Origin of the sequence: Bradyrhizobium sp. HKCCYLS3077, assembly GCF_051167555.1 — a bacterium.
In the GTDB taxonomy this organism is placed as follows: domain Bacteria; phylum Pseudomonadota; class Alphaproteobacteria; order Rhizobiales; family Xanthobacteraceae; genus Bradyrhizobium.
The window spans coordinates 49,142-75,129 of record NZ_JBNPTH010000010.1 but is presented as its reverse complement, the minus strand read 5'-3'; the positions used below and the strand labels follow the sequence as shown (position 1 = coordinate 75,129).

General features: G+C 66.0%; 23 protein-coding genes. All 23 read right to left on the bottom strand.

From position 1 onward, the window contains the following. Positions 1–7: 7 nt before the first annotated feature. Positions 8–1,354 (bottom strand): ABC transporter substrate-binding protein, encoded by a 1,347-nt coding sequence (locus tag ACQR0Z_RS31760; protein WP_434876709.1) that lies wholly within the window; start codon positions 1,352–1,354, stop codon positions 8–10. 358 nt (positions 1,355–1,712) lie between these two features. After that, on the bottom strand, positions 1,713–2,339 hold the full coding sequence (locus ACQR0Z_RS31755) for an FMN-dependent NADH-azoreductase (RefSeq protein ID WP_434921266.1): 627 nt from the start codon (positions 2,337–2,339) through the stop codon (positions 1,713–1,715). A gap of 3 nt (positions 2,340–2,342) precedes the next feature. Then, positions 2,343–3,929, bottom strand: coding sequence for an isochorismatase family protein (locus ACQR0Z_RS31750; RefSeq protein WP_434921265.1), 1,587 nt, complete (start codon positions 3,927–3,929; stop codon positions 2,343–2,345). Positions 3,930–3,938: 9 nt separating this feature from the next. After that, the gene (locus ACQR0Z_RS31745; protein WP_434921264.1) at positions 3,939–4,787 is read right to left on the bottom strand and encodes an MBL fold metallo-hydrolase; all 849 of its coding nucleotides are present in this window, start codon (positions 4,785–4,787) and stop codon (positions 3,939–3,941) included. A gap of 39 nt (positions 4,788–4,826) precedes the next feature. Continuing rightward, a complete protein-coding gene (locus tag ACQR0Z_RS31740; protein WP_434921263.1) occupies positions 4,827–5,714 on the bottom strand; it encodes an amidohydrolase family protein in 888 nt (295 codons plus the stop codon). Beyond that, entirely contained in the window at positions 5,711–6,829 is a 1,119-nt protein-coding gene (locus tag ACQR0Z_RS31735; protein WP_434876704.1) for a VWA domain-containing protein, read from the bottom strand. Before ACQR0Z_RS31735 ends, ACQR0Z_RS31740 begins: the two co-directional genes overlap by 4 nt. Continuing rightward, entirely contained in the window at positions 6,826–7,707 is an 882-nt protein-coding gene (locus tag ACQR0Z_RS31730) for an AAA family ATPase (protein ID WP_434921262.1), read from the bottom strand. Before ACQR0Z_RS31730 ends, ACQR0Z_RS31735 begins: the two co-directional genes overlap by 4 nt. 6 nt (positions 7,708–7,713) lie before the next feature. Then, a complete protein-coding gene (locus tag ACQR0Z_RS31725) occupies positions 7,714–8,736 on the bottom strand; it encodes a xanthine dehydrogenase family protein molybdopterin-binding subunit (protein WP_434921261.1) in 1,023 nt (340 codons plus the stop codon). 1 nt (position 8,737) lies between these two features. After that, a complete protein-coding gene (locus ACQR0Z_RS31720) occupies positions 8,738–10,312 on the bottom strand; it encodes a xanthine dehydrogenase family protein molybdopterin-binding subunit (RefSeq protein ID WP_434921260.1) in 1,575 nt (524 codons plus the stop codon). Between the two features lie 12 nt (positions 10,313–10,324). Then, a complete protein-coding gene (locus tag ACQR0Z_RS31715; protein ID WP_434921259.1) occupies positions 10,325–10,801 on the bottom strand; it encodes a (2Fe-2S)-binding protein in 477 nt (158 codons plus the stop codon). 3 nt (positions 10,802–10,804) lie between these two features. Then, positions 10,805–11,626 carry an FAD binding domain-containing protein gene (locus ACQR0Z_RS31710; protein WP_434921258.1) on the bottom strand — a complete coding sequence of 274 codons (822 nt, stop codon included), beginning with the start codon at positions 11,624–11,626 and terminating at the stop codon, positions 10,805–10,807. A gap of 15 nt (positions 11,627–11,641) precedes the next feature. Further along, complete coding sequence (locus tag ACQR0Z_RS31705; RefSeq protein WP_434921257.1) at positions 11,642–12,085, bottom strand: SRPBCC family protein; 444 nt, start codon at positions 12,083–12,085, stop codon at positions 11,642–11,644. Between the two features lie 3 nt (positions 12,086–12,088). Continuing rightward, a complete protein-coding gene (locus tag ACQR0Z_RS31700; RefSeq protein ID WP_006609919.1) occupies positions 12,089–12,526 on the bottom strand; it encodes an SRPBCC family protein in 438 nt (145 codons plus the stop codon). A 6-nt stretch (positions 12,527–12,532) separates the two neighbouring features. Continuing rightward, positions 12,533–15,424, bottom strand: a complete 2,892-nt coding sequence (locus ACQR0Z_RS31695) for a flotillin domain-containing protein (protein ID WP_434921256.1) — start codon at positions 15,422–15,424, stop codon at positions 12,533–12,535. Positions 15,425–15,499: 75 nt separating this feature from the next. After that, positions 15,500–16,345, bottom strand: a complete 846-nt coding sequence (locus ACQR0Z_RS31690) for a phosphoenolpyruvate hydrolase family protein (RefSeq protein ID WP_434857744.1) — start codon at positions 16,343–16,345, stop codon at positions 15,500–15,502. 5 nt (positions 16,346–16,350) lie between these two features. Continuing rightward, positions 16,351–18,570, bottom strand: a complete 2,220-nt coding sequence (locus tag ACQR0Z_RS31685; protein ID WP_434921255.1) for an ABC transporter permease — start codon at positions 18,568–18,570, stop codon at positions 16,351–16,353. Further along, the gene (locus ACQR0Z_RS31680) at positions 18,563–19,345 is read right to left on the bottom strand and encodes an ABC transporter ATP-binding protein (RefSeq protein WP_434857746.1); all 783 of its coding nucleotides are present in this window, start codon (positions 19,343–19,345) and stop codon (positions 18,563–18,565) included. Before ACQR0Z_RS31680 ends, ACQR0Z_RS31685 begins: the two co-directional genes overlap by 8 nt. Then, positions 19,338–20,420 (bottom strand): branched-chain amino acid ABC transporter permease, encoded by a 1,083-nt coding sequence (locus ACQR0Z_RS31675; RefSeq protein WP_434921254.1) that lies wholly within the window; start codon positions 20,418–20,420, stop codon positions 19,338–19,340. Before ACQR0Z_RS31675 ends, ACQR0Z_RS31680 begins: the two co-directional genes overlap by 8 nt. A gap of 1 nt (position 20,421) precedes the next feature. Next, the gene (locus tag ACQR0Z_RS31670) at positions 20,422–21,432 is read right to left on the bottom strand and encodes a branched-chain amino acid ABC transporter permease (protein WP_434857748.1); all 1,011 of its coding nucleotides are present in this window, start codon (positions 21,430–21,432) and stop codon (positions 20,422–20,424) included. Positions 21,433–21,631: 199 nt separating this feature from the next. Beyond that, positions 21,632–22,456, bottom strand: a complete 825-nt coding sequence (locus tag ACQR0Z_RS31665; RefSeq protein WP_434921253.1) for an AraC family transcriptional regulator — start codon at positions 22,454–22,456, stop codon at positions 21,632–21,634. Between the two features lie 125 nt (positions 22,457–22,581). After that, a complete protein-coding gene (locus ACQR0Z_RS31660; protein WP_434857750.1) occupies positions 22,582–23,832 on the bottom strand; it encodes an ABC transporter substrate-binding protein in 1,251 nt (416 codons plus the stop codon). A gap of 309 nt (positions 23,833–24,141) precedes the next feature. Continuing rightward, positions 24,142–24,480, bottom strand: coding sequence for a hypothetical protein (locus ACQR0Z_RS31655; RefSeq protein ID WP_434857751.1), 339 nt, complete (start codon positions 24,478–24,480; stop codon positions 24,142–24,144). 173 nt (positions 24,481–24,653) lie between these two features. Next, positions 24,654–25,985 (bottom strand): lysine N(6)-hydroxylase/L-ornithine N(5)-oxygenase family protein, encoded by a 1,332-nt coding sequence (locus ACQR0Z_RS31650; protein ID WP_434921252.1) that lies wholly within the window; start codon positions 25,983–25,985, stop codon positions 24,654–24,656. Between the last annotated feature and the right edge of the window lie 3 nt (positions 25,986–25,988).

Sequence of the window (25,988 nt, the reverse complement as noted above, 5' to 3'; positions counted from 1 at the left end):
GCAGGATTCAGGCCACCTTGAAGTCGTTCCAGCGCTTGTTCATGTAGGCGGCCTCGTCCATCAGCGTATTCCAGCAGGAGATGTTGGTGACGCGGTCGAGGAAGGAGCCGCCGTCGCGCTTGGTGCCGGCCTTCTCCATCGGCACGCCGTAGGGGTCGTTGACGACCTCCGGCGCGGGCTTGCCCTCGTACCAGAAGTCCCATTCCGCGGGAGTGAGGAATTTCTTCGCCGTCGACGGCACCGGGCTGTAATAGCCGTAGCGCGCGACGAAGCCGCCCTGCCAGCCGGACAGGTACCAGTTCAGATACTCATAGGCGGCGTCGAGCTTCTTGCCGGTGAGGTGCTTCATGAGGCCCATGCCGTTGCACCAGCCGCGATAGCCTTCCTTGCCGTTCTTGATATTGACCGGCGCGTAGACGCACGGGATCTCCTTTACGCGCACCGCGGCCACGGCCGGCGACCACATCGACTGGATCACCACCTCGCCCGCGGCCATCAGCTGCACCGACTGATCGAAGGTGGTCCAGGTGGCGCGGAACTGCCCCTGCTTCTTCAGCTCGATCAGCTTGTTGCAGGTGAAGTCGATCTCCTCCTTGGTCATGTTGCCCTTGTTGCCGTACTTGATCAGCCCGGCGCTCTCGAAGCACAGCGCGGCATCCATGATGCCGATCGCGGGCACGTCGAGGATGGCGGCCTTGCCCTTGAACTTCGGGTCGATCAGGTCCTTCCACTCGGTCACTTCGTGGCCGACGAGGTCGGGGCGGTAGCCGATCGAGTCGGCGTTGTAGACCTGCGGCAGGAAGGTCGCCCATTCGGTGACGCCGTCATGCAGATCGGTGGAGTCGGGCTTGGAAATGTACATCGCCTCGTAAGGCGAGATGCCCTGGCGCGGAATCTTGTGGCCGTTGATCTCGCCCTTGGTGAAGATCGGGAGGATGTTGTCGAACTCCTTGATCTTCTTGACCTCGATGCCCTGGATGACACCGCGCTTGGCGGCGAGCTTGGCCTGCCAGCCCTCGAGATCCGCGATGTCGACGCTGTTCGGCTGGCTGATGAAGCGGTTGATCGCGGCCGACGTGTCGAGGTTCTGCATCGTGACCTTGAAGCCGAGATCCTTGGCCGCCTGGTCACCGATCGCCTTCACCACCGAGTAGGACACGCCGACATGGCGCAGCTCGATGTCCTTGATCTCCTGCGCCCAGATCGTCGGCGCGCCCACGATCTCCGAGCCGACCGCGGCACCCGCGAGCGCGGCCGCGCCTTTGAGCAGGGAGCGCCGGCTCAGTTTTTGATCTTTCGGCGCCTTCTGCTTCACCATCTCACCCTTGGACGTGCGTTTCTCATTGTCGCGCATAGCAACCCCCGCTGGTTACAAGGCGGCGCGACATCCCTCGTTGGCTGTCGGCCCGCTTGCGTTTCGATCTTGACGCGAGGCTATCGACGGGATTCTGCGAAGTAAAATTGGAAGCAAAAATTGCGGATATAAGCGCCGCTAATGTCGGGACGCTGCTGCTTCAACGCGCAGCAATCGCCCAGAACGGCGTCACTCGTCTGAGAAGCGATTGAGCAACGTTGCGCGCGCCTGCGTAGGTGCTTCAATTCGCCGTATTGTCAGGCGAGGAGAAGCGGGATCCGATCAGAGCCGCACCGTCATGATCTGCTGGCCGCGCGACCAACTAACAAGTTGGCTGATGGCCTTTCGATGCATCCTGTCAGAATTGGACCGCCAGCTCGATCAGCCGCTTGTGCGCCCGCTCCCGCGCCGCGCCGGTGTGATCGGCAGGACCGCTGGTCGGCCCGATCGCGACGAAGCGGACGTCCTGCAGGCCCATGAAGCGCAGCGCCTCGCGCAAGTACGGCGTGGCGAGATCGATGCGGCCGCGGCTCATGCCGGTGGTGAAGTCACCGCCGCTCGCCAGGATCACGAGCGTCGGGCGATCCTTCAGCAGCGGGAGATAGCCTCTGGCGAGATCGAAGCGAAAGGTAAGCCCGGGCTGGTTGATGATGTCGAGCCAGTGCTTGAGCTTGTAGGGGATGCCGAAATTCCACATCGGCGTCGAGATCACCACGCGCTCGGCGAGATCGAGCCGCACCGCCATGCGCTCGGCCACCGCGAACGCCGCGCGCTGGCCCTCGGTGAAGTCGCGCCCGCCCATGCGCGCGTATTTCGCCTGCAGGATCTCGCCGTCGAACTCGGGCAGATTCTCGCGCCACAGGTTCATCTCGTCGATGTCGAACCCGGGCCGCGCCTGCATGAAACGATCGAGGAAAACGCGCGCGCCGGCGCTGGACTCCGAGTCCGCCCGCGGCGAGGCAACGAGATGAAACAGCTTGGGCATCCCCTACCCCAGCGCCTTGATGACCGCATCGGCGTTGGTGACGACGGAGACGTTCTGCAGGGCGAAGTTGATTGCGGCATTGTGCCAGTCGGCATTCATCGTCGAGCAACAGTCCTCGGGCACGACCATGAAGTAGCCCTTGTCGGCGCCGGTGCGCGCGGTGTGCTCGACCGACATGTTGGTCCACGCCCCCGTATTGATGATGACGTCGCGCCCCGTCGCCTTCAGGATGGTCTCGAGCTTCGTGCCCTCCCACGCGCTCATCCGCATCTTCTCGATGACGAAGTCGCCGCCGCGCGGCTCCAGCCCGGCCACGGGTGCGACACCCCAACTGCCGCGCACCATTGCCCTGCTGTCGACCAGGCCTTCGAACAGCGGCGCGTTCAAGGTCACGCCGGGCGCGCCAGGTTCGACCACGAACCAGACGAAGATGATGACGACGCCGCGCGCGCGGGCGACCTCGGCCAGCCGGCGCACGTTGTCGACCACGCGCTGCTGCTTGGCGTGGCCGGGCGCGCCGGAGTCGGCAAAGGCACCGCCGTCCATGATGACGTCGTTCTGCAAGTCCTGGATGATCATCGCGCAGCGCCGCGGGTCGAGCTGCATGTCGCCGGACGCGAGTTGCGGCGCCGCCGGTGGCGTCGACGACGACGCAGCCGATGTCGGTACGGCCGCACGCCGCGCGCTCATATAGGGCTCATGCCGCGGGCCGACCTTGGTCGCGATGGCGTAGACCGAATGCGTGGCGGTGAGATAGAGCGTGCGGAAGTCAGCCCCTCCCCAGGCGAGATTGGCGACCAGTTCCGGCACGCGCACCTTGCCGAGCAGTTCGCCCGTGGGCGCATAGACCCAGACGCCGCCGGGCGCGGTGACCCAGACATTGCCACGCTGATCGCACTTCATGCCGTCGGGCACGCCGGGCTCGAGCTCGGAGCGGATGCCGCTGGCGAAGACACGGCCGTTCGACAGGCTGCCGTCACTGCCGACGTCGAACACGCGGATCAGCGCCTGCACCGTGTCGTTGACATACAGCAGCGTCTCATCCGGCGAGAGGCACAGCCCGTTCGGCTGATCAAACATGTAACGGTCGACCAGCAGAAGCGGCGCGCCGCCGCCCGGCGGCACCCGGTAGACCCCCTGGAAGCCGAGCTGCCGCGGGCGCTCGACGCCAAAGACCGGCATGCGGCCGTACCAGGGATCGGAGAAATAGATCGCGCCGCTGGAGTGGACGCAGACGTCGTTCGGACTGTTCAGCTCCTGGTTCTGAAAATGCGACGCCAGGATCTCCCGCCGCCCGTCCGGCCGCTCGCGCACCAGCGACGACGTCGCATGCTCGCAGACGATCAGGTTGAGCTCGGCATCATAGGTCATGCCGTTGCACTTATTGGACGGCCGCCGCATCTCGACCAAGCCGCGCTTGGCGTCCCAGCGGCGGCGGACATCGGCCGGCATGTCGGAGAACAGCAAGAACTGCTCGGCCGGATGCCAGATCGGCCCCTCGGTGAAGTCGAAGCCGGTCGCGACCTGCGCCACCGGCGCATAGGGGTCGATCAGGCTCTCGAACTCAGGGCGTAAGGTGACGTGGGTCATGGCGCCTACTCACATCGGAAACCAGTGCCGCTGCGGCAGCGACTGCACCAGCGGGCCAGGCACCTGGTCGTGCAGCCGCCCGGTGACCATGCCGCCCTCGATCTTGGCGGGGCGATCGTGGATGGGCAGCAGATAGCGCGAGCTCGACAGCAGCTTCTTGATGGCCGCCTTCTCGGCGCGCTTGCTGGTGCCGTGATTGCCGGTCGTGCGCGGCTCGGCGTCCTGGATTTCATTGAACGGCGTCACGATCTGGTCGTTGAAATCGTAGATGACGTCGCCGCAGATCGTGGCGATGCCGTCGGCGGTGTGGACATGGATGTTCATCGAGCCTTCGGTGTGAGCATTGGCTGCCTCGCAATAGACGCCGGGCATCAGCTCGACCGCGCCTGTGAGCTCGAGATCAAGGAAGCGCAACGCGCTCTTGGTGTGCAGCCGGTCGATCAGGTGCTTGATGTCGGGCGCCGGATATTGCGGGTGCATCAGGCCGGACACGGAATATTCCAGCTCCCGGCGGTTCAGCACCACCGTCGTGTTCATCGGAAACAGGTCGTCCTTGCCGGCGTGATCGATGTGCAGATGGGTATGGCAGACATAGCGCACGTCGCCCATGCGCACGCCGTGCCGCGCCAGCTGGTTCTCGATCATGTTCTCATGGTACTGCAGCCCGCGCATGCCGAGCGTTTCCATGATCTGGTTGGAGCGATAGCCGGTGTCGACCACGACCGGATACGGCCCGCCGAGGATCAGGAAGCCGAGCGTCAGCACCCGGCGGGTGCGGCCGCAGTCGCGGCCGAGCACGAGGAAGCTCGATTCCAGCTCGATATCACCATAGTCGAGAACCTTGATTTCCAGCGCCATGAGCGTTCCCTGTTGCTTTTGTTGTCGTTGCGCGCAGCATCACGTGAGCCGGTAGACCCGCCGCGCGGTCTCTCCCATCACTTGCTTTCGCGCTCGCTCGTCGAAGTCTTTGATGGCAGCCTCGTAGCCAGCGACCAGCGCGCGATAGTTCGTCCAGAGTTTTTCAATCGGGAAGTTCGATCCGAACAGGCAGCGGTCAGGGCCGAACATCCCGATCGTCTCGCGCACGACATCGGCGACATGCGCCGGATCGTTGCGGCGAATGAAGGTGCCGAGGCCGGAGAGCTTACTGACGACGTTGCGGCAGGCGGCGAGCCGCTGCATGCCCGCTCGCCATTGCTCGCGTCCTTCAGGCGAAAGATCCTCCAGCATGCCGGCGTGCTGCAGGATGAAGGTGACGGACAGACAGCTCTCGGCCAGCGCCGCAGCACTCGCCATCTGGCCGGCGAAGACCTGCAGGTCGAACGACCAGCCATAGTCGGCCAGTCGTGCGATGTTGGCGCGGATATTCGGGTCGCTGCAGAGATCGGGAAACGCAGCGAAGCGATACAGCGGATTGTCATGCCAGTGCAGCTGCATCCGGACGCCACGCAGCAGCGGATAGTGCGCGAGCCGGTCGAATTGCGGCCGCGCGTCATCGACGGCGAGGTCAGCGTAGGCGACGATCGCATGCGGAAAGCCGTGCTGGTCGGCGGTTCGCTGCACCCATGCGGCCTCGTCCTCGAAACCGTCCTTGGCCCAATTGGTCTGGACATAGACCGATTGAGCCACGCCGCTCCCTGCGAGGTCTTGCAGATACTCTTCGATGGGGTAGTCGCGGCGGATCGGCTCATACGGGCCGAAGATGCGCGGCTGCATCGGCCCGACCAGCCAGGGCAGATCGGCCTGGCGCCAGATGTGATGATGCGCGTCGACATAGCCGGTCATGCCGCCCTCCTCTGCGCCAGCGACAGCACGTGCGCGACGATGGCCTCGTCGGAACCGCCGGGAACGATGTCGTCGACGAACGGCGCGATCGCCTGCAGCGCTTCGGTCTGCGGCTTGAAGCCGGCACTTGTGGCGAGCGGCGTTAGCCAGCTCAGCCGCCAGGCGCGCAGCGACAGCTTCCAGACGGCATCGCGGAGCGCCGTATGATCACCGCGCTCCAGCCCGTCGGAGATCACCAGCACCGACGCGCCACGCGCATAGGTCGAGAAGCGCGGCACCGCGAGGAAGGCCTGCAACGCCTCGCCGATGCGCGTGCCGCCGTCCCAGTCGCTGACGAGATGCGAGGCGGCCAGTAGCGCCTGCTCGCGCCGCTTCAGCCGCAGTGGCCGCGTGACCCGCGTCAGCCGCGTGCCCAAAGTGAACACCTCGGCCTGCGGCACCGCCTGCACCAGCACATGCGCCAGCCGCATATTGTCCTCGGTGCGCGCCTTCATCGAGCCGGAGACGTCAATGAGCAGCAGCAGACGGCGCAGCCGCGGCCGCCGCTTCAGCCGCCGCAACGACAGCACCTCGCCGTCGCGGCGCACGCTCTCCCGCAAGGTGCGGCGCAAATCGACGAAGCTGCCGCGCCGCGCACGCATCCGCCGATGGCCGCGCCGCTTTGGCAATCTTGCGCGCGCCTGCCGCGCGAGGCGCTGCAAGGCATTACCGCCGCTGGTCGCCGCGAGGCGGCGTGCGACCAATGCCTCGGCTTGCGTGGCCGCGAGACCGGACTCGTTCTGCTCCTGGGCGCTGTCGGGATCGACGCCGTCGTCGCCCTCCTCCTGAAGACGGACGACGTCGTCCTGCTGGTCGGTCTCGCTGAGGGCCGTCGCCTCGGTCACGCCGAAATGGATGTCGAACAGCAGATTGTAGGTCGAAAGCCGTTCCGGCGGCGGCGCCAAGGTCGCGGCTCCCGCACGCCTGATGTCGTCGAGACTGGTTGGCCCGAGCAGTTCGATCGCCGCGAGAAAGGTCGTGGTCTGCTCGGGCGCGATGGCAAAGCCGTTCCGCCGCAGCAGCGCGGCAAAGGTCACGAAAACCTCGGTGGCTCGTGGCAGGCGGAGATCGCTCATGTCGTCGCCTCCGCCAGCAGCGCGTCCAGCCGCGGGGCGATGAAAGACAGATCCTCCTCATCCTTCAGCGCGACACCGATCGAGCGCTTGAACGCATCCGGCCAGCGCGCGCCGGTGCGGTTCAGCAAGGTCGCGGCCTCCGCCCAGTCGACGGCTTCGGCAATCCCCGGAGCCTTGCTCAGCGGCTCACGCCTGAGCTTTGCGACGGCTGCGACCACCGCGCGCGCAGTCGCCTCAGCGACGCTCGACGCGCGCATCATGACAATCCGCGCTTCGCGCTCCGCATCGGGGTAGTCGATCCAATGATACACGCACCGGCGGCGGAGCGCTTCATGCAGGTCACGGGTGCGGTTCGAGGTCAGCACCACGACCGGCCGCTCGGCCGCACGCACCGTGCCGCGCTCGGGAATCGAGATCTGGAAGTCGGACAGGAATTCGAGCAGGAAGGCCTCGAACTCCTGGTCGGCGCGATCGATCTCGTCGATCAGCAGAACAGTGGAGTCCGGCGCGCGCAGGCAGGCCAGCATCGGCCGCTCGATCAGGAAGGTCTCGCCGTAGATGTCGATGCTCTCCTCGCCGGCCTGGCGGATCGCGAGCATCTGGCGCGGATAGTTCCACTCGTAGAGCGCAGCCGCCGCGTCGATGCCCTCATAGCATTGCAACCGGATCAGCTTACGGCCGAGCACGGCGGCGATCGCCTTCGCGGCCTCGGTCTTGCCGACACCCGGCGCGCCCTCCAGCAGCAGCGGCTTGCCGAGCGCGAGCGCGAGATAGGCCGCGGTGGAGAGCCCGTCATCGGCGAGGTAATAGGCCGCGCGCAGCGCCTTCTCCAGCGCTTGCGGCGAGTCGATGCCGACGATGTTGCTGCGGACCACCATGCGCCGTCACCGCCGCGTCTGCGGCCGCGCGCCGCCCTGAGCCTTGATCGCGCGCAGCACTTTTTCCGGCGTGATCGGCAGTTCGTCGATGCGCACGCCGACCGCATTGAAGATCGCATTCGCGATCGCCGGCAGCACCGGGTTGGCGCACATCTCGCCCGGTCCCTTGCCGCCGAACGGACCGTCAGGCGCGGGCCGCTCCAACACGGCGATGTCGTGCGGACAGATGTCGCCCGGCCCCGGCATCAAATACTCGACGAAGTCGCGCGGGCCCTGCCTGGGATCAGGATAACAAGGCTCAGTCGTCTCATACAGCGCGTGACTCATGCCCATCCAGGCGCCGCCGACCAGCTGCTGCTCGACGAGACGCGGATTGAGTGCGCGACCCAGCTCATAGGCCGAGTCCATCCTGACCACGCCGACCTCGCCGGTCTCGTCATCGACGTCGACCTCGGCCACCAGACAGGCATGCGCGTAGCAGGTCGCGGGCGACATCTCGCCGGTCTCGGGATCGACGTCCGACAACGGCACCAGGAAGATACCGCGGCCGGAGATGGTCTTGCCCTGCCGGAACTGTGCGGCGATGGCGACGTCCTTGACCGAGATCGAACGATGCGGCGCGCCCTTGACGTGAATGTTGCCGCGGCCGTCGGTCTCAAGGTCGCTGGCGTTCACTTCGAGTTCCTCGGCCGCCGCCTCCATCATGACGCCGCGCGCCTCCTTCGCCGCCGCCATCACCGCATTGCCGACGCGATGGGTGCCGCGCGAAGCGAACGAGCCCATGCAATGCGGTCCGGTGTCGGAGTCCGCGGTGTCGACATAGACGTCCTCGACCGGAACGCCGAGCGTCTCGGCGCAGATCTGCCGCGTCACCGACTTCATGCCCTGCCCCAGATCGATCGACGACAGCGCCACCGTGAACTTGCCGCTGGGATTGGAGTGCACCAGCGCCTGGCTCGGATCGCCGCCGAGATTCATGCCGATGGGATAGTTGATCGCCGCCATGCCGCGGCCGCGGTGCCTCGCCATCTCAGCGCCTCCTCGTGCCGAACACGGATGAGAACCGGGTAGCGCCATGTCCCGCCGGCGATGGCGCGGAAGGCGGCGGAGGTGGTGGCGGTTCGGGCGGCGGAGAAATCGGGAGCCCGCGGTCGTAGCTGGTTCGCTGCTGCGCCGGCGCAGACCGCGGCGGCACGGACTCGCGTGGCGTCGACGGCACCGCCGCCCGCGCCCCGCCTCCGTCCTTGCGCGACGACATCCGGCGGAATTCCTCGCGGATCGGCCATTTGGCCTTCTCAGCCGCAACCTGCACGCATTCGATCAGCGCGGTGTTCTTGGCCTCACGGCGATGCGCCTTCATGTCGCCGTCGCGATACGCATTCAGGATGCGGAACTCCATGGGGTCCATGCCGATGAGATGCGCAAGCTTGTCCATCTGGCATTCGAGCGCGAAATCCATGCCGGTGATGCCGAAGCCGCGCATCGCGGTCGCCGGGGTGCGGTTGGTGAAGACACAGTAGATGTCGCCGTGAACGTTGGGGATAGTATAAGGCCCAGGCAGATGCGCCGCGCATTTCACCACCGCATAGCTCGACAGCCGGGTGTAGGCGCCGGAGTCGAAATAGCCGCGGATCTGTCGCGCGACGATACGGCCGTCACGCATCACGCCGTCCTTGATGTAGATCCGCTCGGCGCCGCGCGGCGGCCCGAACTGCATCTCCTCCTCGCGCCCGAACACGTAGCGCACCGGCCGCCCGGTCAGCATCGCCGCGAGGATCGCGAGCGGCTCCGTCAAGGTGTCGACCTTGCCGCCGAAGCCGCCCCCGACGGTGCCGCCGATGAAGTGGAAGGTGTTCGACGGAAGATCGAGGATCTTGGCGCAGGTGTCGAGCGAGAAGAACAAGGCCTGGGTCGAGGTATAGACGACATAGCGGCCATTGGTGTCGGGCGCCGCGATCGAGCCGTTGGTCTCCACTGGGGCGTGCTCGATCGGCGACATCTGGTAGCGCTGCTCGAGCACATGATCGGCGCCGGCAAAGCCGCGCTCGACGTCGCCGAAGCGCAGCTTCTGATGGTCGTAGCGGTCGTGATAGGTGAAGGTGTTCTTCGGATAGGTCTCATTGACCGTCGGCGCGCCCGGCTTCAGCGCCTCCTCGACGTCGAACACCGCCGGCAAGGTCTCGTAGTCCACGCGAACCTTGGCCGCCGCTTCGGCCGCAGCGCGCGGGGTCTCGGCAACCACGGCCACGATCGGCTCGCCCCGATAGCGCACCTTGTCAACGGCGAGCGTTGGCTCGTCATCCTTGCCGAAATTGATCAGGCTGAGCAGTGTATTGAGATTGCGCGGCACATCGGAGCCCTTGATGATCCGCCGGACGCCCTCGCTTCGCTCGGCCTCGCTGGTGTCGACGCGGCGCAGCCTCGCATGCGGCTGCGTGGACCTCACGACCCGCAAATGCAGCATGCCCTGCAGCTTGTGATCGTTGAAATAGATCGAGGTGCCCGTGACGTGGCCCAGCATGTCCTGGCGCTGGGTACCCTTGCCGACCTCGTTGAGATTGTCGTCGCGCTCGTCGGCGAAGATGTCCTTGCGCAATTCCAGCATGACGATATTCCCTTACGCGCTTGCGCGCGGCGACGACGCCGCCAGCACCGCATTGATGATCGGCTCGTAGCCGGTGCAGCGGCAGATGTTGCCGGAGATCGCTTCGACGACCTGCTCACGGCTCGGCTGCGGGTTGCGGTCGAGCAGCGCCTTGGCGGCCATCAGCATGCCCGGCGTGCAAAAGCCGCATTGCGCGGCAAACCCTTCGGCGAAGGCGCGCTGCAGCGGATGCAGGTTCGGACCCGTCTTGATGCCGTCGAGCGTCTCGATAGCGCGGCCCTCCACGGCTTCTGCAAGCGTCAAACAGGAGAGATGGGCTTCGCCGTCGATCAGCACTGTGCAGGCCCCGCAGCCGCCCTGCCCGCATCCGAACTTCGGCGTGACGTCGCCGAGCATCTCGCGCAGCACCACCAGCAAGCTGGTGCCGCCATCGACGAACAGCGCGACGTCGCGGCCGTTGTGGCGGAACTGAAGTGGAGTCTTGGCCATGCTCTAGCTCTCCTGTCCCGACAACAGCCGCCGCAGATGTACGCCGACCACCTCGCGTCGGTACCACGCGCTCGCCAGCGAATTATCGGTCGGCGCCGTCCCCTCGCCTGCGGCGGCCGCGGCCGCACTGATCGCGCTGGCATCGAGCGGCCGGCCTTCGAGCGCGCGCTCGGCTCCCTTGGCGCGGATCGCGGTCGGCGCCATCGACCCCAGCGCGATGCGCGCGCCGGTGACGCGGCCACCGCTCTGCGGGAGATGTACGGCGAGCGTGATGACCGAGCCGCCCTTCGGCTTGATGCGCGCGATCTTGCGGTAGCGGAACGCATCGGCCGATGCCGGCCGGATACAGGAGACAGCGACCACCAGCGCGCCGGCCTGCCGGTCGCGCGATTGCAGAAATTCTTCGAGCGGCATGTCGCGCAGACCGAAGCCGCCCTGCAGCGACACCATGCCGTCGAGCGCCAGCAGCGCCACGGTGAAATCACCGAACGGCGCCGGCGCGAACAGATTGCCGCCGACGGTGCCCATGTTGCGCACCGCCGGGCCGCCGATCGACCGCGCGGCCGGATGCAGGAACGCGAGCTCGCGCTCGGCCAGCACGCGCGCGAAGGTGACGCCGGCCCCGATGCGCACACGCGCGCCGGCGGCCTCGATGCTCTGCAAGGCGCGGTCGGTGGCACGCACCACGGTCGCAATCGAGACGTCGCCCTCGTTGAGATCGCGCATCACCAAGGTGCCGCCGCCGAGATAGCGCGCGGCGCGGTCCGACGACAGCGCGGAGGCCGCCTCGCCCAGCGCCTGGAATGTCTTCACCGTCACCGGCATCGGTTCACCTCTCGCTCATGCCGCCTGCTTCAGATGCGAGCGGATCGCCTCGAAGCCGGCCTGGTAGATGTCTTCCGCCACCATGCGCGTCAGCGCCTCGGCCTGCTCCAGCCGCGTCGTGAACCGGCTCTCCCAATGCCAGAACGTGCGATCGCCATCGGTGACGGGGAGCAGCCGGACATGGGCGACGTAGTTGAACAAGGCGACCGGCGTATCGAGCAGGCAGTAGCTGAAGCTCTGTTCGAGGTCCGACAGCGCGAGCAATTGCTCGCGCAGCTCGGAGCCGTCCTGGAGCCGGAAGCGCCTGACACAGCCGATCTTGTCGGAGGTCTGCGAGCGCTCGATCGCCGAGGTCGCGACCGCCGGATGCCAGCGGTCATGGCCGTTGAAATCTCGCAGTACCTCCCAGACCCGGTCGGTCGGCGCGTCGATGATGGTGCTCTTGACGACATGCGGCACGGACTAGCCTCCGAACGCGCGCTTGAGCGCATCGAAGCCGCCCTGGAACACGCCGCCGCCGATCGAGCCGACGAGATCGGCCTCGCGCTCCGGCGCGCAGTCGAACTCGGCGGTCCATTCCAGAAAGGTCTTGTCGCCGTCCGTCACCGGCGTCAGCCGCAAGGTCGCGACATAGTTCGACACGCCCATTGGCGATTCCAAAATCGAATAAGTACAGAACATGTCGTAGTCGGACAGGCCGAGCAGCTTCTCGCGGATACGGTCGCCATTGCGCAGCCGGAAATCCCGGACGCAGCCGATCTTGTCGGCGGGCTCGCCGCCCTCGATGCGGCTCTCGGCAATCGCCGGATGCCAGTTCGGCAGGCCGTTGAAGTCGCGGACGCGTGCCCAGACGCGATCGTTGCGGGCGTTGACGACAGTGGAGACGTAGACCCTCGCCATGGCGCATCAACCCTTCTTGCGCGGACCGCGATCGGCGGGCGGCTCGGACGAGCTGGCATCACCGCCTCCTCCTCCAGTTTCCTTGCGCACCGCGGTGTCCTTGCGGATGCCTTGCATGTCCCGGGCTTCGCGGATCAGGCCCGGCATCTTGGCGAGGCTGCCGCCCTCGACGCCGATATCGGAGAGGATGGAGTCGATCAGGGGCGCCTGCACGCGATAGCGCAGCGCGGAGTCGATCACCTCGTCGGTCGCGCTGCGGCCGCCATTGCCGTTGCCGCCATTGCCATTGAGGCCGTCGACCTGGAGGATGCGAATGCCTTCGATCTTCTCCATCGGCTTGACGCTCTCGCGCACGATGCCTTCGATGCGGTCGAGCAGCTTGCGGCGGAACAGCGAGTAGCGCGCCTGGTCGGTCAGCACGTTCTCGGCCTCGTTGAGCAGCCGCTGCGCTTCGGCTTCCACCGCCGCGCGCACGCGCTCGGCCTCGGCGGCGATGCGCGTCTCCTCCGCCTGCTTCTCGGCGAGCAGGACCTCGACGGTCTTGCGGCGGCGGGCGATCTCGCTCTCGCGCGCGGTGATGACCTTCTCCGCCGCCTCGGTGGCGCGCGTGCGCGCTTCCTCCGCCGTGACCTTGGCCGCGGATTCCTCCAGCGACTTCTGATACAGCGCGATGGCCTTCTCCATCAGTGCGGTCTCGACGTCCTTCTCGCGATTCACCTCGAGCTTGCGCAGTTCACGCTCGCGACCGATGCGAGCCTCGTCGAGGCCGCGGTCGGAGGCGATGCGCGCGCGCTCGACCTCCTCGCGGGCGGCGATCTCCGCTTCCTGCAGCGACTGAACGCGCGCGACTTCGAGCTGCTCGATGGCGCGGCGACGCTCCAGCCGGACCGCCTCCAGCGCCTGCTCGCGCGACACGTCGGCGGTCTCGACCTGCTTGCGCGCGACGATCTCGGCCTCCTTGACCTGACGATCGGCATCGATGCGCTCGGCCCGCTTGGCGGCGAGCTCGATGACCCGCGTCTCGTCCGCAAGCTCGATCGCCTTCTTCTGATCGATGTTGAGCACCTCCCGCGTCCGCGACGACGCAATGCGCTCGGCCTCCAGCGCTAGCTCGACCTCGATGCGCCGCCGCTCCACGGCCTCGCGCCGCTTGAGATCGGCCGCCTCGACGGCCTCGGTCCGCGAAATCTCCAGGCTGCGCGTTTCCTGCTCGGAGAGGATGCGCTTGGCGGCGACCGCCTGCTCCTGCGCAATCCGCGCCGCCTCGATGGCTTCGCGCGATGCGATGTCGGCCTCCTCGATGGTCCTGACGCGGGCGATCTCCAAGGCGCGCACCCGCTCCTCCTGGGCGATACGGCTTGCTTCCGTGGCTTCCCGCGCGGCAATGCCGGCGATCTCGATGCCCTGATTGCGCTCGATCTCCAGCTTGCGCGTGGCGTGCTCGGCCGCGATGCGTTCCGCCGACAGCGCCTGCTCGCGCGCGATCCGCGCGGCCTCGACCGCCTTCTGCGCCTCGATCTCCGCCTCCTGGATGGCGCGGACCTGCGCGATCTCGGTGGCGCGGGTGCGCTCGTCGGAGCTGATGCGCTCCAGATTGACGATCATGGTCTGCGCGATCCGCGCCTTCTCCGTCGCCTCGCGCGCGGCGATCTCGGCCTGCTCGATGGCGCGGGTGCGCTCGATCTCGCGGCGCCGCGTCTCCTCGTCATTGGCAATGCGCGCATCGGAGACGACGCGATCCTGCTGGATCCGCGCCTTCTCCACCGCCTCGCGCGCCGCGATTTCCGCCTCCTCGATGGTTCGGGTCCGCTCGATGTCGCGCTGGCGCACCTCGCGCTCGGATTCGATGCGGGCGGCATCGATCGCGCGCTGGTTGGCAATCCGGGCCTTCTCGATGTCCTCGCGCGCGAGCAGCTCGCGCTCCTCGACCGCGCGGGTCCGCTCGATCTCGCGCTGCCGCGTGTCGCGCTCGGCCGCGATCCGCGCCTCGGCGATGGTGAGCTCGTTGGCGATGCGTGCCTTCTCGATCGCCTCGCGCGCGGAAATCTGCGCCTGCTCGGCCTCGGTCTCGCGCAGCGCCCGCTCGCGTGCGACTTCCGTCCGCTGCAGGGCGCGGCGCATCTCGATGTCGCGCTCCTGTTCCAGCCGCGCCGTCTCGCTCTCGCGCTCGATCTCCAGCGCCTCACGCTCGGCTTCGAGGTTGCGGGTACGGATCTTGATCATCGAGTCCTGCTCGATGTCGTTGCGCAGCTTGCGCTTGCTCTCGATGTCCTCCATCAGCCGGGTCAAGCCTTCGGCGTCGAACCGGTTCGACGGGTTGAAGAACTCCAGATCGGTCTGGTCGAGATCGGTGATCGCGACGGATTCGAGCTCGAGCCCGTTCTGTGCGAGTGCCTCGGAGGCGGCTGCCTTCACGCGCGAGACGTAGTCGCCGCGCTGCTCATGCATCTGCTCCATCGTCATCTCCGCTGCGACCGAGCGCAGCGCGGAGATGAACTTGCCGGAGAGCAGCGCGTGCAGCTTTTCCGGTTCGAGGGTGCGCCGGCCGAGCGTCGCCGCCGCGATCGAGACCGCCTCGCGGGTCGGCTGCACCCGCACGTAGAAGTCGGCCTCGACGTCGACGCGCATGCGGTCGCGGGTGATCACCGCGTCCTGCTTTGCGCGCGTAATTCCCATCGGCAGCACGTTCATGTTGACCGGCGTATAGTCGTGGATGAACGGCATCACGAAGGCGCCGCCATTGATGACGACGCGCTCGCCCATGAAGCCGGTGCGGACGAAGGAGACCTCTTTCGAGGAGCGGTGGTAGAGCCAGTTGACGATATAGACGGCGACCACGATGACGATGATCGCAACGATCAGCCACAGGATCAGCTCACCGATCAAAGCCCCGGACATTGCATGCCTCCCTCAATCTCCTGTCCGGCGGGCGCGGCGCCAGGCGCCATCGCTTCCGGATCTCGTGTCGTCACCTCAGACGCGGCGCGGCCGCGAGCTGATCGCCTTGAAATGCCGGACCTGCTCGGTCAGTGCCCGCTCCACCGGCAGCCGCTCCATCGAGGAGGCGCCGTAGAAGCCATGGCAGTTCTTCGTATGCTTCATGATGTAGTCGGCATCGGCGGGCTCGGCGATCGGACCGCCATGCGCCAGCACCAGGATTTCGGGATTCACGCTCAACGCAGCCGATGCCCAGCTGTCGATCAGGCCGGGACAGTCCTCCAGCTTCGGCGCGGTCTGCGCGCCGATCGAGCCACCGGTGGTGAGGCCGAGATGGCAGACGATGATGTCGGCCCCCGCTATCGCCATACCCGTCGCCTGCGCCTCGTTGAACACGTAAGGCGTTGTCAGCAGGTCCTTGTCATGGGCGCGGCCGATCATGTCGATCTCCAGCGCATAGGAGATGCCGGTCTCCTCGAGATTGGCGCGGAAGGTGCCGTCGATCAGGCCGACAGTCGGAAAGTTCTGCACGCCGGAGAAACCGAGCGCCTTCAGCTCGTCGAGAAAGACATCCATGTCGCGGAACGGGTCGGTGCCGTTCACGCCCGCAAGCACCGGCGTGCTCTTGACGACAGGCAGCACCTCGGCGGCCATCTCGACCACGATCGCGTTGGCGTCGCCATAGGCCATCAGCCCGGCCAGCGAACCACGGCCGGCCATGCGATAGCGGCCGGAATTATAGATAACGATCAGATCGATGCCGCCGGCCTCCTCGCATTTCGCCGACAGCCCGGTGCCGGCGCCGCCGCCGATGATTGGCACGCCGCGACGGACCATGTCGCGAAACTTCTTCAGCAACGGTGCGCGCTCATATCTCGGCATGACCATCACCTCGCCTGTCTGCGCCGCGCCGGCAGCCGCCCGAGCATCGGCCTGATGGCGGCCACGATCGTGGCAACGAACTCGTTGTCGTTGATATGATGCGGCACGCGGATGATCCGCCGCGTCGAGGTTTGCCGCACGGTCTGTTCGAGGCTGCGGAACAGCGCCTCGTCCGCCTCGCGATCGAAGAACGGCTGGCCCTGCGCATCGAGCGCCGACACTCCCTTCTCGGGCAGGAAGAACCTGACCGGGCCATCCATGCGATTGAGCCGCTCGCCGATCCAGCGCCCCATCTCCGTGTTTTCGGCGGGTGTCGTGCGCATCAAGGTGACCTGCGGATTGTGGACATGAAACTTGCGGCCGCGATAGCGCTCCGGAATGGTCTCGGGCGCACCGAAATTGACCATGTCGAGCGCGCCGACCGAGCCGACATAGGGCACGCGCGAGCGAATGATGGCGCCGAAGCGGTCCTCGGTCGCCGGAAACACGCCACCCATCAGTAGATCGCAGACCTCGGTGGTGGTGAGGTCGATGATTCCGGCGAGCATCCCGGAGTCGACCAGCTTCTCCATCGAGCGGCCGCCGACGCCGGTGGCATGGAAGACGAGGCATTCGTAGTCGTCGCGCAGCTCGGCCGTGATCTTCTGCACCGCCGGCGTGGTCACGCCGAACATGGTGATGCCGAGCGCGGGACGCTGCGGCTTGGCGCCTCCAACGATGGTTTGTTGCTGCTGCCGCGCCGTCACCATGCCGGCCAGCGCATGCGCGCCGTTGCTGAGCACCGCGCGGGATATCGAATTCAGGCCTTGGACGTCGGTGACTGAATACATCATGGCGATGTCGGCAGGCCCGACATAGGCGCCGACGTCTCCCGAGGCGACAGTCGAGACGATCAGCTTGGGCACGCCGATCGGCAATTCGCGCATGCCAGGGGCCACGAGCGACGTGCCGCCCGAGCCGCCGGCCGAGATGATTCCGGCGACATTGTCCTGCCGCCGCAGCCAGCGCGCAAAGGCGTCGGCCATTGCGGTCACGGATTGCCCACGGTCGGAGCCGAACACGGCCGAGCCGCCACGCGGATGATTGAGCGCGATCTCCTGAGCCGAGACGTCGCAACTCGCATGCTTGCCACTGGTGGAGACATCGACAAGCCGTGTGCGCAGGCCATGGCCGGCAATGATGTCGCGGATGAAGCGCAGCTCCTCGCCCTTTGTGTCGAGCGTGCCGGCCACGATCACCGCCGGCGGACCGGACGAGACCGGTGCTGTGCGCTCGCGTCCGACGCGCGCCGCCTCGTCGAGACGGGTCACGCTGGTCGAGACCGTTCGCGCCTTGGCCTCGATCTGCGCGACCGGCACCGGCTGCGACCAGCGCGTCGGCAGCACTGGATTGGAGACGTAGACCCTGACCGGCGCGGCCTTCGGCGACGCCAACGTCGCTGCGCGGGCGACAGGCTCCTCCCTCGCCTGCTCCGTGCCGAGATCGGTCTCGTCTCCCGCATGCTGGCCGACGCCCAGCAGCCGCTGCTGCAGCTCGCGGTCGGCGGCCAGCCGCGCGGAGTCGATGATGCGGTTGATGCGGCCATTGACCATGATCGCGACGCGCGGCGAGATCGCGGTGGCGACGCCAATGTTCTGCTCGATCACCAGCACCGCGATGTCGCCATCCTGGCCGAGCCGGATCAGCATCTCCTCGACCTGGGCGACAATGACCGGCGCAAGCCCCTCGGTCGGCTCGTCCATGATCAGGAGCTGCGGATTGGTCAGCAGTGCGCGCGCGATCGCGAGCATCTGCTGCTCGCCGCCGGAGAGCTGCCCGCCGCCATTGTTGCGGCGCTCGGCAAGCCGCGGAAACGTCTCGTAGACGCGATCCACCGTCCAGGCTCCGCGGCGCAGCCCGGCCGCGAGCCGCAGATGCTCGTCGACACTCAGCGAGCGCCACAGACGCCGCCCCTGCGGGACATAGCCGACGCCGAACCGCGCGATCCGCGCCGGATTGAGCCCGGTGATATCCTCGCCACGCAGCCGCACCGCGCCGCCGGACGGCCGCAGCAGGCCCATGATCGCCTTGCACAGCGTGGTCTTGCCCATGCCGTTGCGGCCGACCAGCGAGAACACGCCGGACTCGAGCCGGAGGTCGACGCCCTGCAGCGCATGCGAATGGCCATAATAGACATCGAGGCCGCGGACATCGAGCGCGGGCACGGAGCGGCCGCGATCATTCATGGCCGCCTCCGAGATACAGCTCCTGCACCTCCGGATCGGATTCGATCTCGTGCGGCGCGCCCTCCTTGAAGATGCGGCCGTTGTGCATCATCGTCACGCTCTCGACGACGCGCAGCGCCACATCCATGTCGTGTTCGATGATGATGTAGCCGATATGCGGCGGCAGCGATGTCAGGATCTGGACCAACTCGCGCCGCTCCGTCGGCGACAGGCCCGCCGCCGGCTCGTCGAACAGGATGAAGCGCGGCGCGCCCGCCAGCGCCAGCGCGATCTCGAGCTGGCGTTGCTGGCCATGGGCGAGCTCCGACACCAGCTGATCGCGCACCGATGTCAGATGCACCGCCTCGATCAGGCGTTCGGCCGCCTGCATCAGCGCGTCGTTGGCGCGCGGCCGCAGCATCGAGAAGCGCGCGCGCGAGACGCCTCGGCAGGCGAGATAGACGTTGTCGCGCACGGTCAGGCCAAGGAACAGCGCGGAGATCTGATAGGTCCGGCGCAGCCCGCGCCGGATGCGCTCGTAGGGCGGGAACGCGGTGACATCCTCGCCGAAGAACCGGATCGTGCCTGACGTCGGCAGGAAGTCACCGGTGACGCAGTTGAACAGCGTCGTCTTGCCAGCCCCGTTCGAGCCCAGCACCGCGCGTCGCTCGCCGGGGCGCACCGTGATGGTGATGTCCGTCAGCGCCGCCAGCGCGCCGAACATGCGCGTGACGCCACGCAACTCCAGCGCAGCCGTGGAGCCGAGAGCGGAGAGCCGGTCAGCCACCCTATCCATGGCCGTGCCCTCCCGGACGCGCCTCGGTGGTCTGCCTGCGCTTGCGCCAGCGTTCATACAGGCCGATGACGCCGTCGGATGAGAAGAACACGATGGCGAGGAAGCCGAGCCCGATCAGCAGCCGGAAGCGGTTGCCGTCGAGACCGACCTTGACCAGGAAATCCAGCGCAAAGGTGCGCAGGAGGACGAAGATGAAGGCGCCGATATAGGCGCCGACCGGCCGGGTGACGCCGCCGACCACAGCGACGATCAGAATGTCGATGCAGCGTTCGACCGCGACCGAGCCCGGCGAGATCTGGCGGTAGTTCCAGACCTGCAGCACGCCGCCAAGCCCGGCGATGAGCGCGGCAAAGGCATAGGCCGCGATGCGATGGGCATTGACGTTGAAACCGAGCGCGGCCATGCGCCTGGGATTGTCGCGAACGCCCTGCAACGCCAGCCCGAACGGCGCGCGCGACAGATAAAGCACGGCGGAATAACACAGGCCAGCGACTGCGAGGATCAGGTAATAGAACGCAATGTCGCTACGCCAGTTGATGCCGAGGACATGCGGCGTCGCGACCGTGTTGATGCCGGTATGGCCGTTGAAGATCGCCCAGTTCTGGTTGGTGAAATAGTAGAACGCCGCGCCGATCGCGAGCGTGATCATGATCGTGTAGATACCTTCGGTGCGTACCGCCAGCGCGCCGCCGAGCGTGCCGAACGCCACCGCGAGCACCAGCGCCATCGGCGTCGCCAGCCACCATGGCCAGCCCAGGCTGATATTGGCGTTGCCGCTGACGCCGAACACCGCGACCATGTAGCCGGCAAAGCCCGCGATGGTCAGCTGCATCAGGCTGACCATGCCGCCATAGCCGGCGAGGAACATCAGGCTCAGCGCGATCGTTCCGAGGATCAGGGTCGTGCCGAAGATCTCGATCAGGAAGAAGCCGTTGGCGATGAGCGGCATGATCAGCAGCAGCGCCGCCAGCGCCCAGCCCCAGGGCTGCTCCGTGACGGACCAACTGGCCGGCTTCGCGGTCGTGCCCCGCGCCAACACGCCGTCCCTCGTTCGCGCCTCCTGGATCAGCGACATCTCACCGCCTCGCCAGCAGGCCCTGGGGCCGCAACGCCAGCACCAGGACCATGATCAGGAAGGTCACGACGATCGCATAGGTCGGGATGTAGACCGAGCCGAGCTGCTCGGCGAGCCCGATAATGAGCGCGCCGAGCGCAGCTCCCGGGATCGATCCCATGCCGCCGACGATGACGACGACCAGCGAGGCCAGCAGGAACCTCGTATCCTCGCCGGGCGACAGCGATTGGAAGGTTCCGCCGACAACGCCGGCAATACCCGCAAGACCGGCGCCGAAGGCAAACACTAACACAAAGACGAGCTGGATCTGCACGCCGGTCGCGGCGAGGATCTCGCGGTCATCGACGCCGGCGCGCACGATCATCCCGACCCGGGTGCGGTTGAGCGCCAGCCACATCAGGATGCCGATCACGACCGAGCCGCAGAAGATCACCAGACGCACCAGCGGATATTGCAGGAACACCGCCTCGCCGGATGATTTCATCGCCGTCATCAGCGGCAGCTGCACCGGTCCGATCAGCCAGGCCGGCGTCTGGATCTGATAGAAATCGCCGCCGAACGCCCACAGCATGAGATCGGCGAACACGATCGACAGGCCGATCGTCACCATCGTCTGCCGCAGGTCCTGGCCCTCCATGCGACGAAACACGAAGAACTGCAGCAGGACGCCGACAATCGCGACGACAATGAACGCGGCAATGAAGGCCAGAATCCACGAGCCGGTCGCGGACGAAATGCCGTAGCCGACATAGCCGCCGAACAGATAGAGCGAGCCGTGCGCGAGGTTCACATTGCGCATCAGGCCGAAGATCAGGGTGAAGCCGCTTGCGACGAGGAAATAGAGCCCGCCGAGCGTGATGCCGTTGAAGACGGCGCTAAGGAACACCTTCTTGCGCCCGACCGCCTCTTCCAGAGCCGGTGGCCAGACGGCAACTATCAGCCAGACCAGCACTGCCACAGCCAGCAGGACAATGAGAGACCAGATCGGATGGCGCTCGATGAAGCGACTCATCGATCCTCCCCCGCAATCAGGAGCATGGCTCCGTCATTGCGGCCGCAACGCACATCCAGCCAGAGGTCGCCGGGTCTGCCGGCCATCGCGCATCCTCCCTCATCGGATCCGTTTTCGGATCACGTTGAGCGAAGTGTAGCGAGCGATGCGTGGATGGGTTTGATCGACAGTCTCTTTTCGCGCGGTGCGTAGCAGCACGTCAGGCGCGCAGCACTTTTGCAGCGCGGCGATAGTCGGTCGGCGCCATCCCGACATTCGCAGCGAAGAAGCGCGTGAAGCCGCTTTGCGACGAGAAGCCGAGATCGAAGCCGATATCCGCGATCGGCGACTCCGTCGCCACCACCGCGTCCAGAGCCCGCTCCATCAGCAGCGTGTTCAGATAGAGGTTCGGCGTCACGCCTGTCTGGCTGCGGAACAAGCGATAGAAATGCGGACGGGACAGGCCGGACTCGCGGGCGATGTCATCGAGTTCGATCTCGGCACAAGGGCTGTCCGACATCAGCTTGATGCATTTGCGAACACGAAAATCGGTCACCTCGGCACACGTACGCTCGCGCATCCGCTCCGGGATGCACCAGCTCTGTTCGTAGCAGCTGTCGATGAGCTGTCGTAGTTCGCCGTCCAGGCAGCCGAGGGACGGAGCGCCGCAAACCAGTGCTGCGGTGCGGCGGATGCAGCGATCGAGCGCCGGTGTCCGACGAAACCAGGTCCGGCCGAACCGAAGACCCTGCTCGCGAGCAGCCGATGGGGCAAACCATTCCGCGTTGACGTATAGCACGAAGAAGATCGCGCCATTGTCGACGTCGTTGGGCAGGAAATTGTGCGGTTCCCAGGGATTGACTGCAACGATCCCCTGCTCACCGAGAATGTGACGCTGATCGCCGACGTCGATATGAGCTGGAGTTCCGCCGACATGAAAGATCAGATGCCCCTCACGATGGGCATGCACGTTGAATGGCCGATTGAGCTGATAAACCGTCGCGCGGCCGAAGCGAGCATGAAAGACGGCGAGCGCCCTACTCATCACTTCCTCACCGAAATGGCTTTTTGATTATGCGTCAGCGTCGATGATTGCTGCACAGAAAGCAAGCGACGCGACGACGCGGCCGGAGCAGTCTCCGGCCGCGTTGAGTTGCAGAGCACAATTGGTCAGTACTTCTTACATTCAGGTACCGTCCGGCTCGGCAGCCCGATCTTGGCGAAGGTGGCGGCATCGTAGCCGAGCGTCTGGTTGACGTCCGGAATCACCTTCACGACCTTGCTGAACAGCGCACCCTTGCCGTCATCGACGACCTCGGTCACGAAGTTGGTGCCGATCGCCTGACGGTTGGAGTCGAGCTTGATCTTGCCGTTGGGCGCATCGATCTCGATCTTCGCCAGCGCCGCCTTCAGCTTTGACTGGTTGTCCGACAGATCGCCATTGACCTCGCGCAGCGCCAGGATCAGCGCCATGGTCGAGCCATAATAGTTGGTGGCGAGCAGCGACGGGCTGGGGAAGCGCTTCTCCGGCGGGAACGAGTCCTGATAGGCCTTCACGAACTTCTGCCAGCGCGGGTCTTCCCAGGTGTCCGCCTGGCCGGACGCGGCGATGGTTCCGATCAGCGCGTTCTTGGCATTGCCCTTGGACGACAGGATGGTCTGGTCGATCATGATCGAGCCGCCCATCAGGTGCGCCTTGCCGCCCGCCTGCTGATACTGGTTGAGGAAGTTCACGGCGTCGGCGCCGCCGAGGCCGAGGTAGATCGCATCGACGTCGTCAGGCAGCGCCGCGATGACCGAGGCGAAGTCCTTGGTGCCGAGCGGTACCCATTGCCGGCTGGAAATCTTGCCGCCGAGGCCGCAGAATTCGAGCGCCAGACCGAATACCTGGGTGTAGATGAAGGAGTAATCCTCACCGACTGTCGCGATTTTGCGGTAGCCCTTGGTCTCATAGGCGTACTTGCCGAGGCCGACCTGCCACTGCGCGCCGTCCATGTTGAACCGGAAGAAATTCGGCGCCGGATCGACATAGGTCGTCTCCTGCGCACCGGACGCGGCGTTGACGAAGGTCAGCTCGGGGCGGGTCTTGGCGAAGTTCTTGACGGCGATCCCTTCGTCGCCCGACAGCGGCGACAACAGGATCTGCACCTTGTCCTGCTCGATCAGCTTGCGGACGGCGCGAACAGCCGAATCCGGCGTGGCGTCGGTCGAGGCGACGATGAATTCCAGTTCCTTGTCGCCGACCTTCTTGCCGAGCACGTTGAGCGCGGTGACATGCCCGCGCATACCGTCCTCGCCGAGCACCGTATAAGTGCCTTCAAGGGTCGCCGTCACGCCGACCTTGATCTTCTCCTGCGCGTACGCCGTGCCTGACAGCAAAAGCGCCGTGACCACGGCGAACCCCACGCGTCGCATGTGCATCGAACTCCCTCCCTTGTCGCCCCTTGCTGGAGCACACGAATGTGCCGGCCAGTCGTTGCTGGCCCGGTGGCGGCGGGCGTCACGGGCATCCGTCGTCTTGTTGAGCCGTGAGCCCCCATCGGCGGGAAAGGCTAGCGGATGAGGTGCCGACGGGCGCACGTCATCCCGTCCGCACCTTGACGTCGAGTCTCATTTTGTATGATGCGATGCGAGAACGATTGCACTGCGGCCACCGGCATCGCAGGCGACAGACGCGGCCGCGCCTTCTGAAGCGTTTGGCATACCTGGGGCGCCTCGCGAAGCGCCGGGCTATTCGCCCGTCGGCGTCTTCGAGCTGGGAGCGCGGCGTCGTGCCACGACGCGCGACCGCCGTATCCGCCGCTTGCGAAATTCGAGGCTGCACATCGCACTGTCGATCGTCTCATTCGGACGCCGCAGACGCCGACCATGAAAGCCGAGCCACTTTTCAACCTGTCGAGCGAGCACGCGGCCGAGATCCAGACGCCGCAGCAATTCGTCCCGCGTATGCAGCGAGGCGATATCGACGATGTAGTCGAGACGCTCGGACATCGTTCGGCCCACGAGCCGCGCATAGTCACTCGTTACCAACACGGTTACCACCCGCTCAGGCAAATGCGGCTCAGCCATTTCTCATTCCCAAAATCCGCCGTGCCGCTTGAAGGACGTCGTCCCTCAACCGTGCCGTCACGGCGACAACAGACGATCTGACGAGCGCGCCCAGTCCGGTCCGCTCGTCGAAATGCTTGGCGACCTCGGACCTGCGTCGTACAGCGGTCGTCAGATCCGAGGTCGCGACGCTCCTAGGAATAGACGTCCTCGGCCAAATCCGGCTCGAGCCGTGTTGCCAGATCCCCTCCTGCGGCCGACACCAGCGCGCTGGTGATCTCCTGCGCACGCATCGGAAGAACCGACAGCAGGGTATCGCTCAGACCATGAGACATCTCGGAGCACCCCTGCAGATGCACTTGCGGCAGGAACGCGGGACTCGTCCGAACGCGATAATCGCGGTCGAGGGATCCGGGCTCGATGAAGCGACGGATCGGCGCGAGAAACTCGGGGAGGAGCGGACGCTCGTATCCGGTCGCCAGCACGACGGCATCGTAGGTCTCCCGGCGTCGGACATCCTCATCCTTGTTCAGCAGTTCGAGCTCGATCCCTTCTGCGCGCGCCTCGACGGCAACGATCTCGCTGCACGGATGAAGGGCAAGCCGGCGCTCGCCGTTGACGCGCTGCTGGTAGGTCGTCCGATAGAGCTGGTCGAGAAGTTCGGGATCGACGACGGCGTAATTGCTGTTGCGAAAATTCCGGACGATGTCGCTGCGACGACCATCGGGCTGCGCGTAGAAATAGTCCGTGAACTCCGGGTTGAAGATTTCATTGACGAACGGGCTGCTGTCGGACGGCTTGAGCGCATGTCCACGAAACACGAGGTCGATCCGGACATCCGGTCTGCGGTCGCACAGGTCCAGCGTCACTTCGGCCGCACTCTGGCCGCCGCCGATGATCGCGACCCGCGGCGCCTGCCCGCCGATTTCATTGGCAAGAGCGGAGTCGAGATACGCGCTGGTGTGCACCATCCGCGGATCACCCGCACAAGGCCGAAAGATCGGCGGGATATGAGCATGCCCGCCCACCGCCACCACGAGGTTGCCGGCGCTTCGCGACCGCTCCTGCCCGTCCGGTGTCCGCGATAAGACGCGGAGCGCGACCACTGATTGCCCGGCATGCACCGGCTCGACGGCGATGACGGTCTCGCCATAGGCGACTGAGCGGTCGAACTGGCCGGCCGCCCAGCGCAGGTAGTCGTTGAACTCGACACGGCTCGGGTAGAACGTCTTGCAATTGGTGAAGTCCAGCAGCCGTCCCGACTTGTGCAGATAGTTGATGAAGGTGAACGGGCTGGTCGGATCACGCAGCGAGACGAGGTCCTTCAGAAATGAGATCTGCATGGTGCTGCCAGGCAGCAGCATTCCGCCGTGCCACTTGAACGCCGGCTGCCTCTCGATGAACAGCGAGCGGCACTTCAGGTGATGGCGCCGCGAACAATCGTCGAGCGCGATCGCAAGCGCGATGTTTGACGGCCCGAAGCCGACGCCGACGACATCATAATCGGGGGCGGGATGATATGACATGGG

Coding starts and splice junctions, on each gene's coding strand:
- ACQR0Z_RS31760 (WP_434876709.1), bottom strand. CDS start 1,354: ATGCGCGACAATGAGAAACGCACGTCCAAGGGTGAGATGGTGAAGCAG.
- ACQR0Z_RS31755 (WP_434921266.1), bottom strand. CDS start 2,339: ATGCCCAAGCTGTTTCATCTCGTTGCCTCGCCGCGGGCGGACTCGGAG.
- ACQR0Z_RS31750 (WP_434921265.1), bottom strand. CDS start 3,929: ATGACCCACGTCACCTTACGCCCTGAGTTCGAGAGCCTGATCGACCCC.
- ACQR0Z_RS31745 (WP_434921264.1), bottom strand. CDS start 4,787: ATGGCGCTGGAAATCAAGGTTCTCGACTATGGTGATATCGAGCTGGAA.
- ACQR0Z_RS31740 (WP_434921263.1), bottom strand. CDS start 5,714: ATGACCGGCTATGTCGACGCGCATCATCACATCTGGCGCCAGGCCGAT.
- ACQR0Z_RS31735 (WP_434876704.1), bottom strand. CDS start 6,829: ATGAGCGATCTCCGCCTGCCACGAGCCACCGAGGTTTTCGTGACCTTT.
- ACQR0Z_RS31730 (WP_434921262.1), bottom strand. CDS start 7,707: ATGGTGGTCCGCAGCAACATCGTCGGCATCGACTCGCCGCAAGCGCTG.
- ACQR0Z_RS31725 (WP_434921261.1), bottom strand. CDS start 8,736: ATGGCGAGGCACCGCGGCCGCGGCATGGCGGCGATCAACTATCCCATC.
- ACQR0Z_RS31720 (WP_434921260.1), bottom strand. CDS start 10,312: ATGCTGGAATTGCGCAAGGACATCTTCGCCGACGAGCGCGACGACAAT.
- ACQR0Z_RS31715 (WP_434921259.1), bottom strand. CDS start 10,801: ATGGCCAAGACTCCACTTCAGTTCCGCCACAACGGCCGCGACGTCGCG.
- ACQR0Z_RS31710 (WP_434921258.1), bottom strand. CDS start 11,626: ATGCCGGTGACGGTGAAGACATTCCAGGCGCTGGGCGAGGCGGCCTCC.
- ACQR0Z_RS31700 (WP_006609919.1), bottom strand. CDS start 12,526: ATGGCGAGGGTCTACGTCTCCACTGTCGTCAACGCCCGCAACGATCGC.
- ACQR0Z_RS31695 (WP_434921256.1), bottom strand. CDS start 15,424: ATGTCCGGGGCTTTGATCGGTGAGCTGATCCTGTGGCTGATCGTTGCG.
- ACQR0Z_RS31690 (WP_434857744.1), bottom strand. CDS start 16,345: ATGCCGAGATATGAGCGCGCACCGTTGCTGAAGAAGTTTCGCGACATG.
- ACQR0Z_RS31685 (WP_434921255.1), bottom strand. CDS start 18,570: ATGAATGATCGCGGCCGCTCCGTGCCCGCGCTCGATGTCCGCGGCCTC.
- ACQR0Z_RS31680 (WP_434857746.1), bottom strand. CDS start 19,345: ATGGATAGGGTGGCTGACCGGCTCTCCGCTCTCGGCTCCACGGCTGCG.
- ACQR0Z_RS31675 (WP_434921254.1), bottom strand. CDS start 20,420: ATGTCGCTGATCCAGGAGGCGCGAACGAGGGACGGCGTGTTGGCGCGG.
- ACQR0Z_RS31670 (WP_434857748.1), bottom strand. CDS start 21,432: ATGAGTCGCTTCATCGAGCGCCATCCGATCTGGTCTCTCATTGTCCTG.
- ACQR0Z_RS31665 (WP_434921253.1), bottom strand. CDS start 22,456: ATGAGTAGGGCGCTCGCCGTCTTTCATGCTCGCTTCGGCCGCGCGACG.
- ACQR0Z_RS31660 (WP_434857750.1), bottom strand. CDS start 23,832: ATGCACATGCGACGCGTGGGGTTCGCCGTGGTCACGGCGCTTTTGCTG.
- ACQR0Z_RS31655 (WP_434857751.1), bottom strand. CDS start 24,480: ATGGCTGAGCCGCATTTGCCTGAGCGGGTGGTAACCGTGTTGGTAACG.
- ACQR0Z_RS31650 (WP_434921252.1), bottom strand. CDS start 25,985: ATGTCATATCATCCCGCCCCCGATTATGATGTCGTCGGCGTCGGCTTC.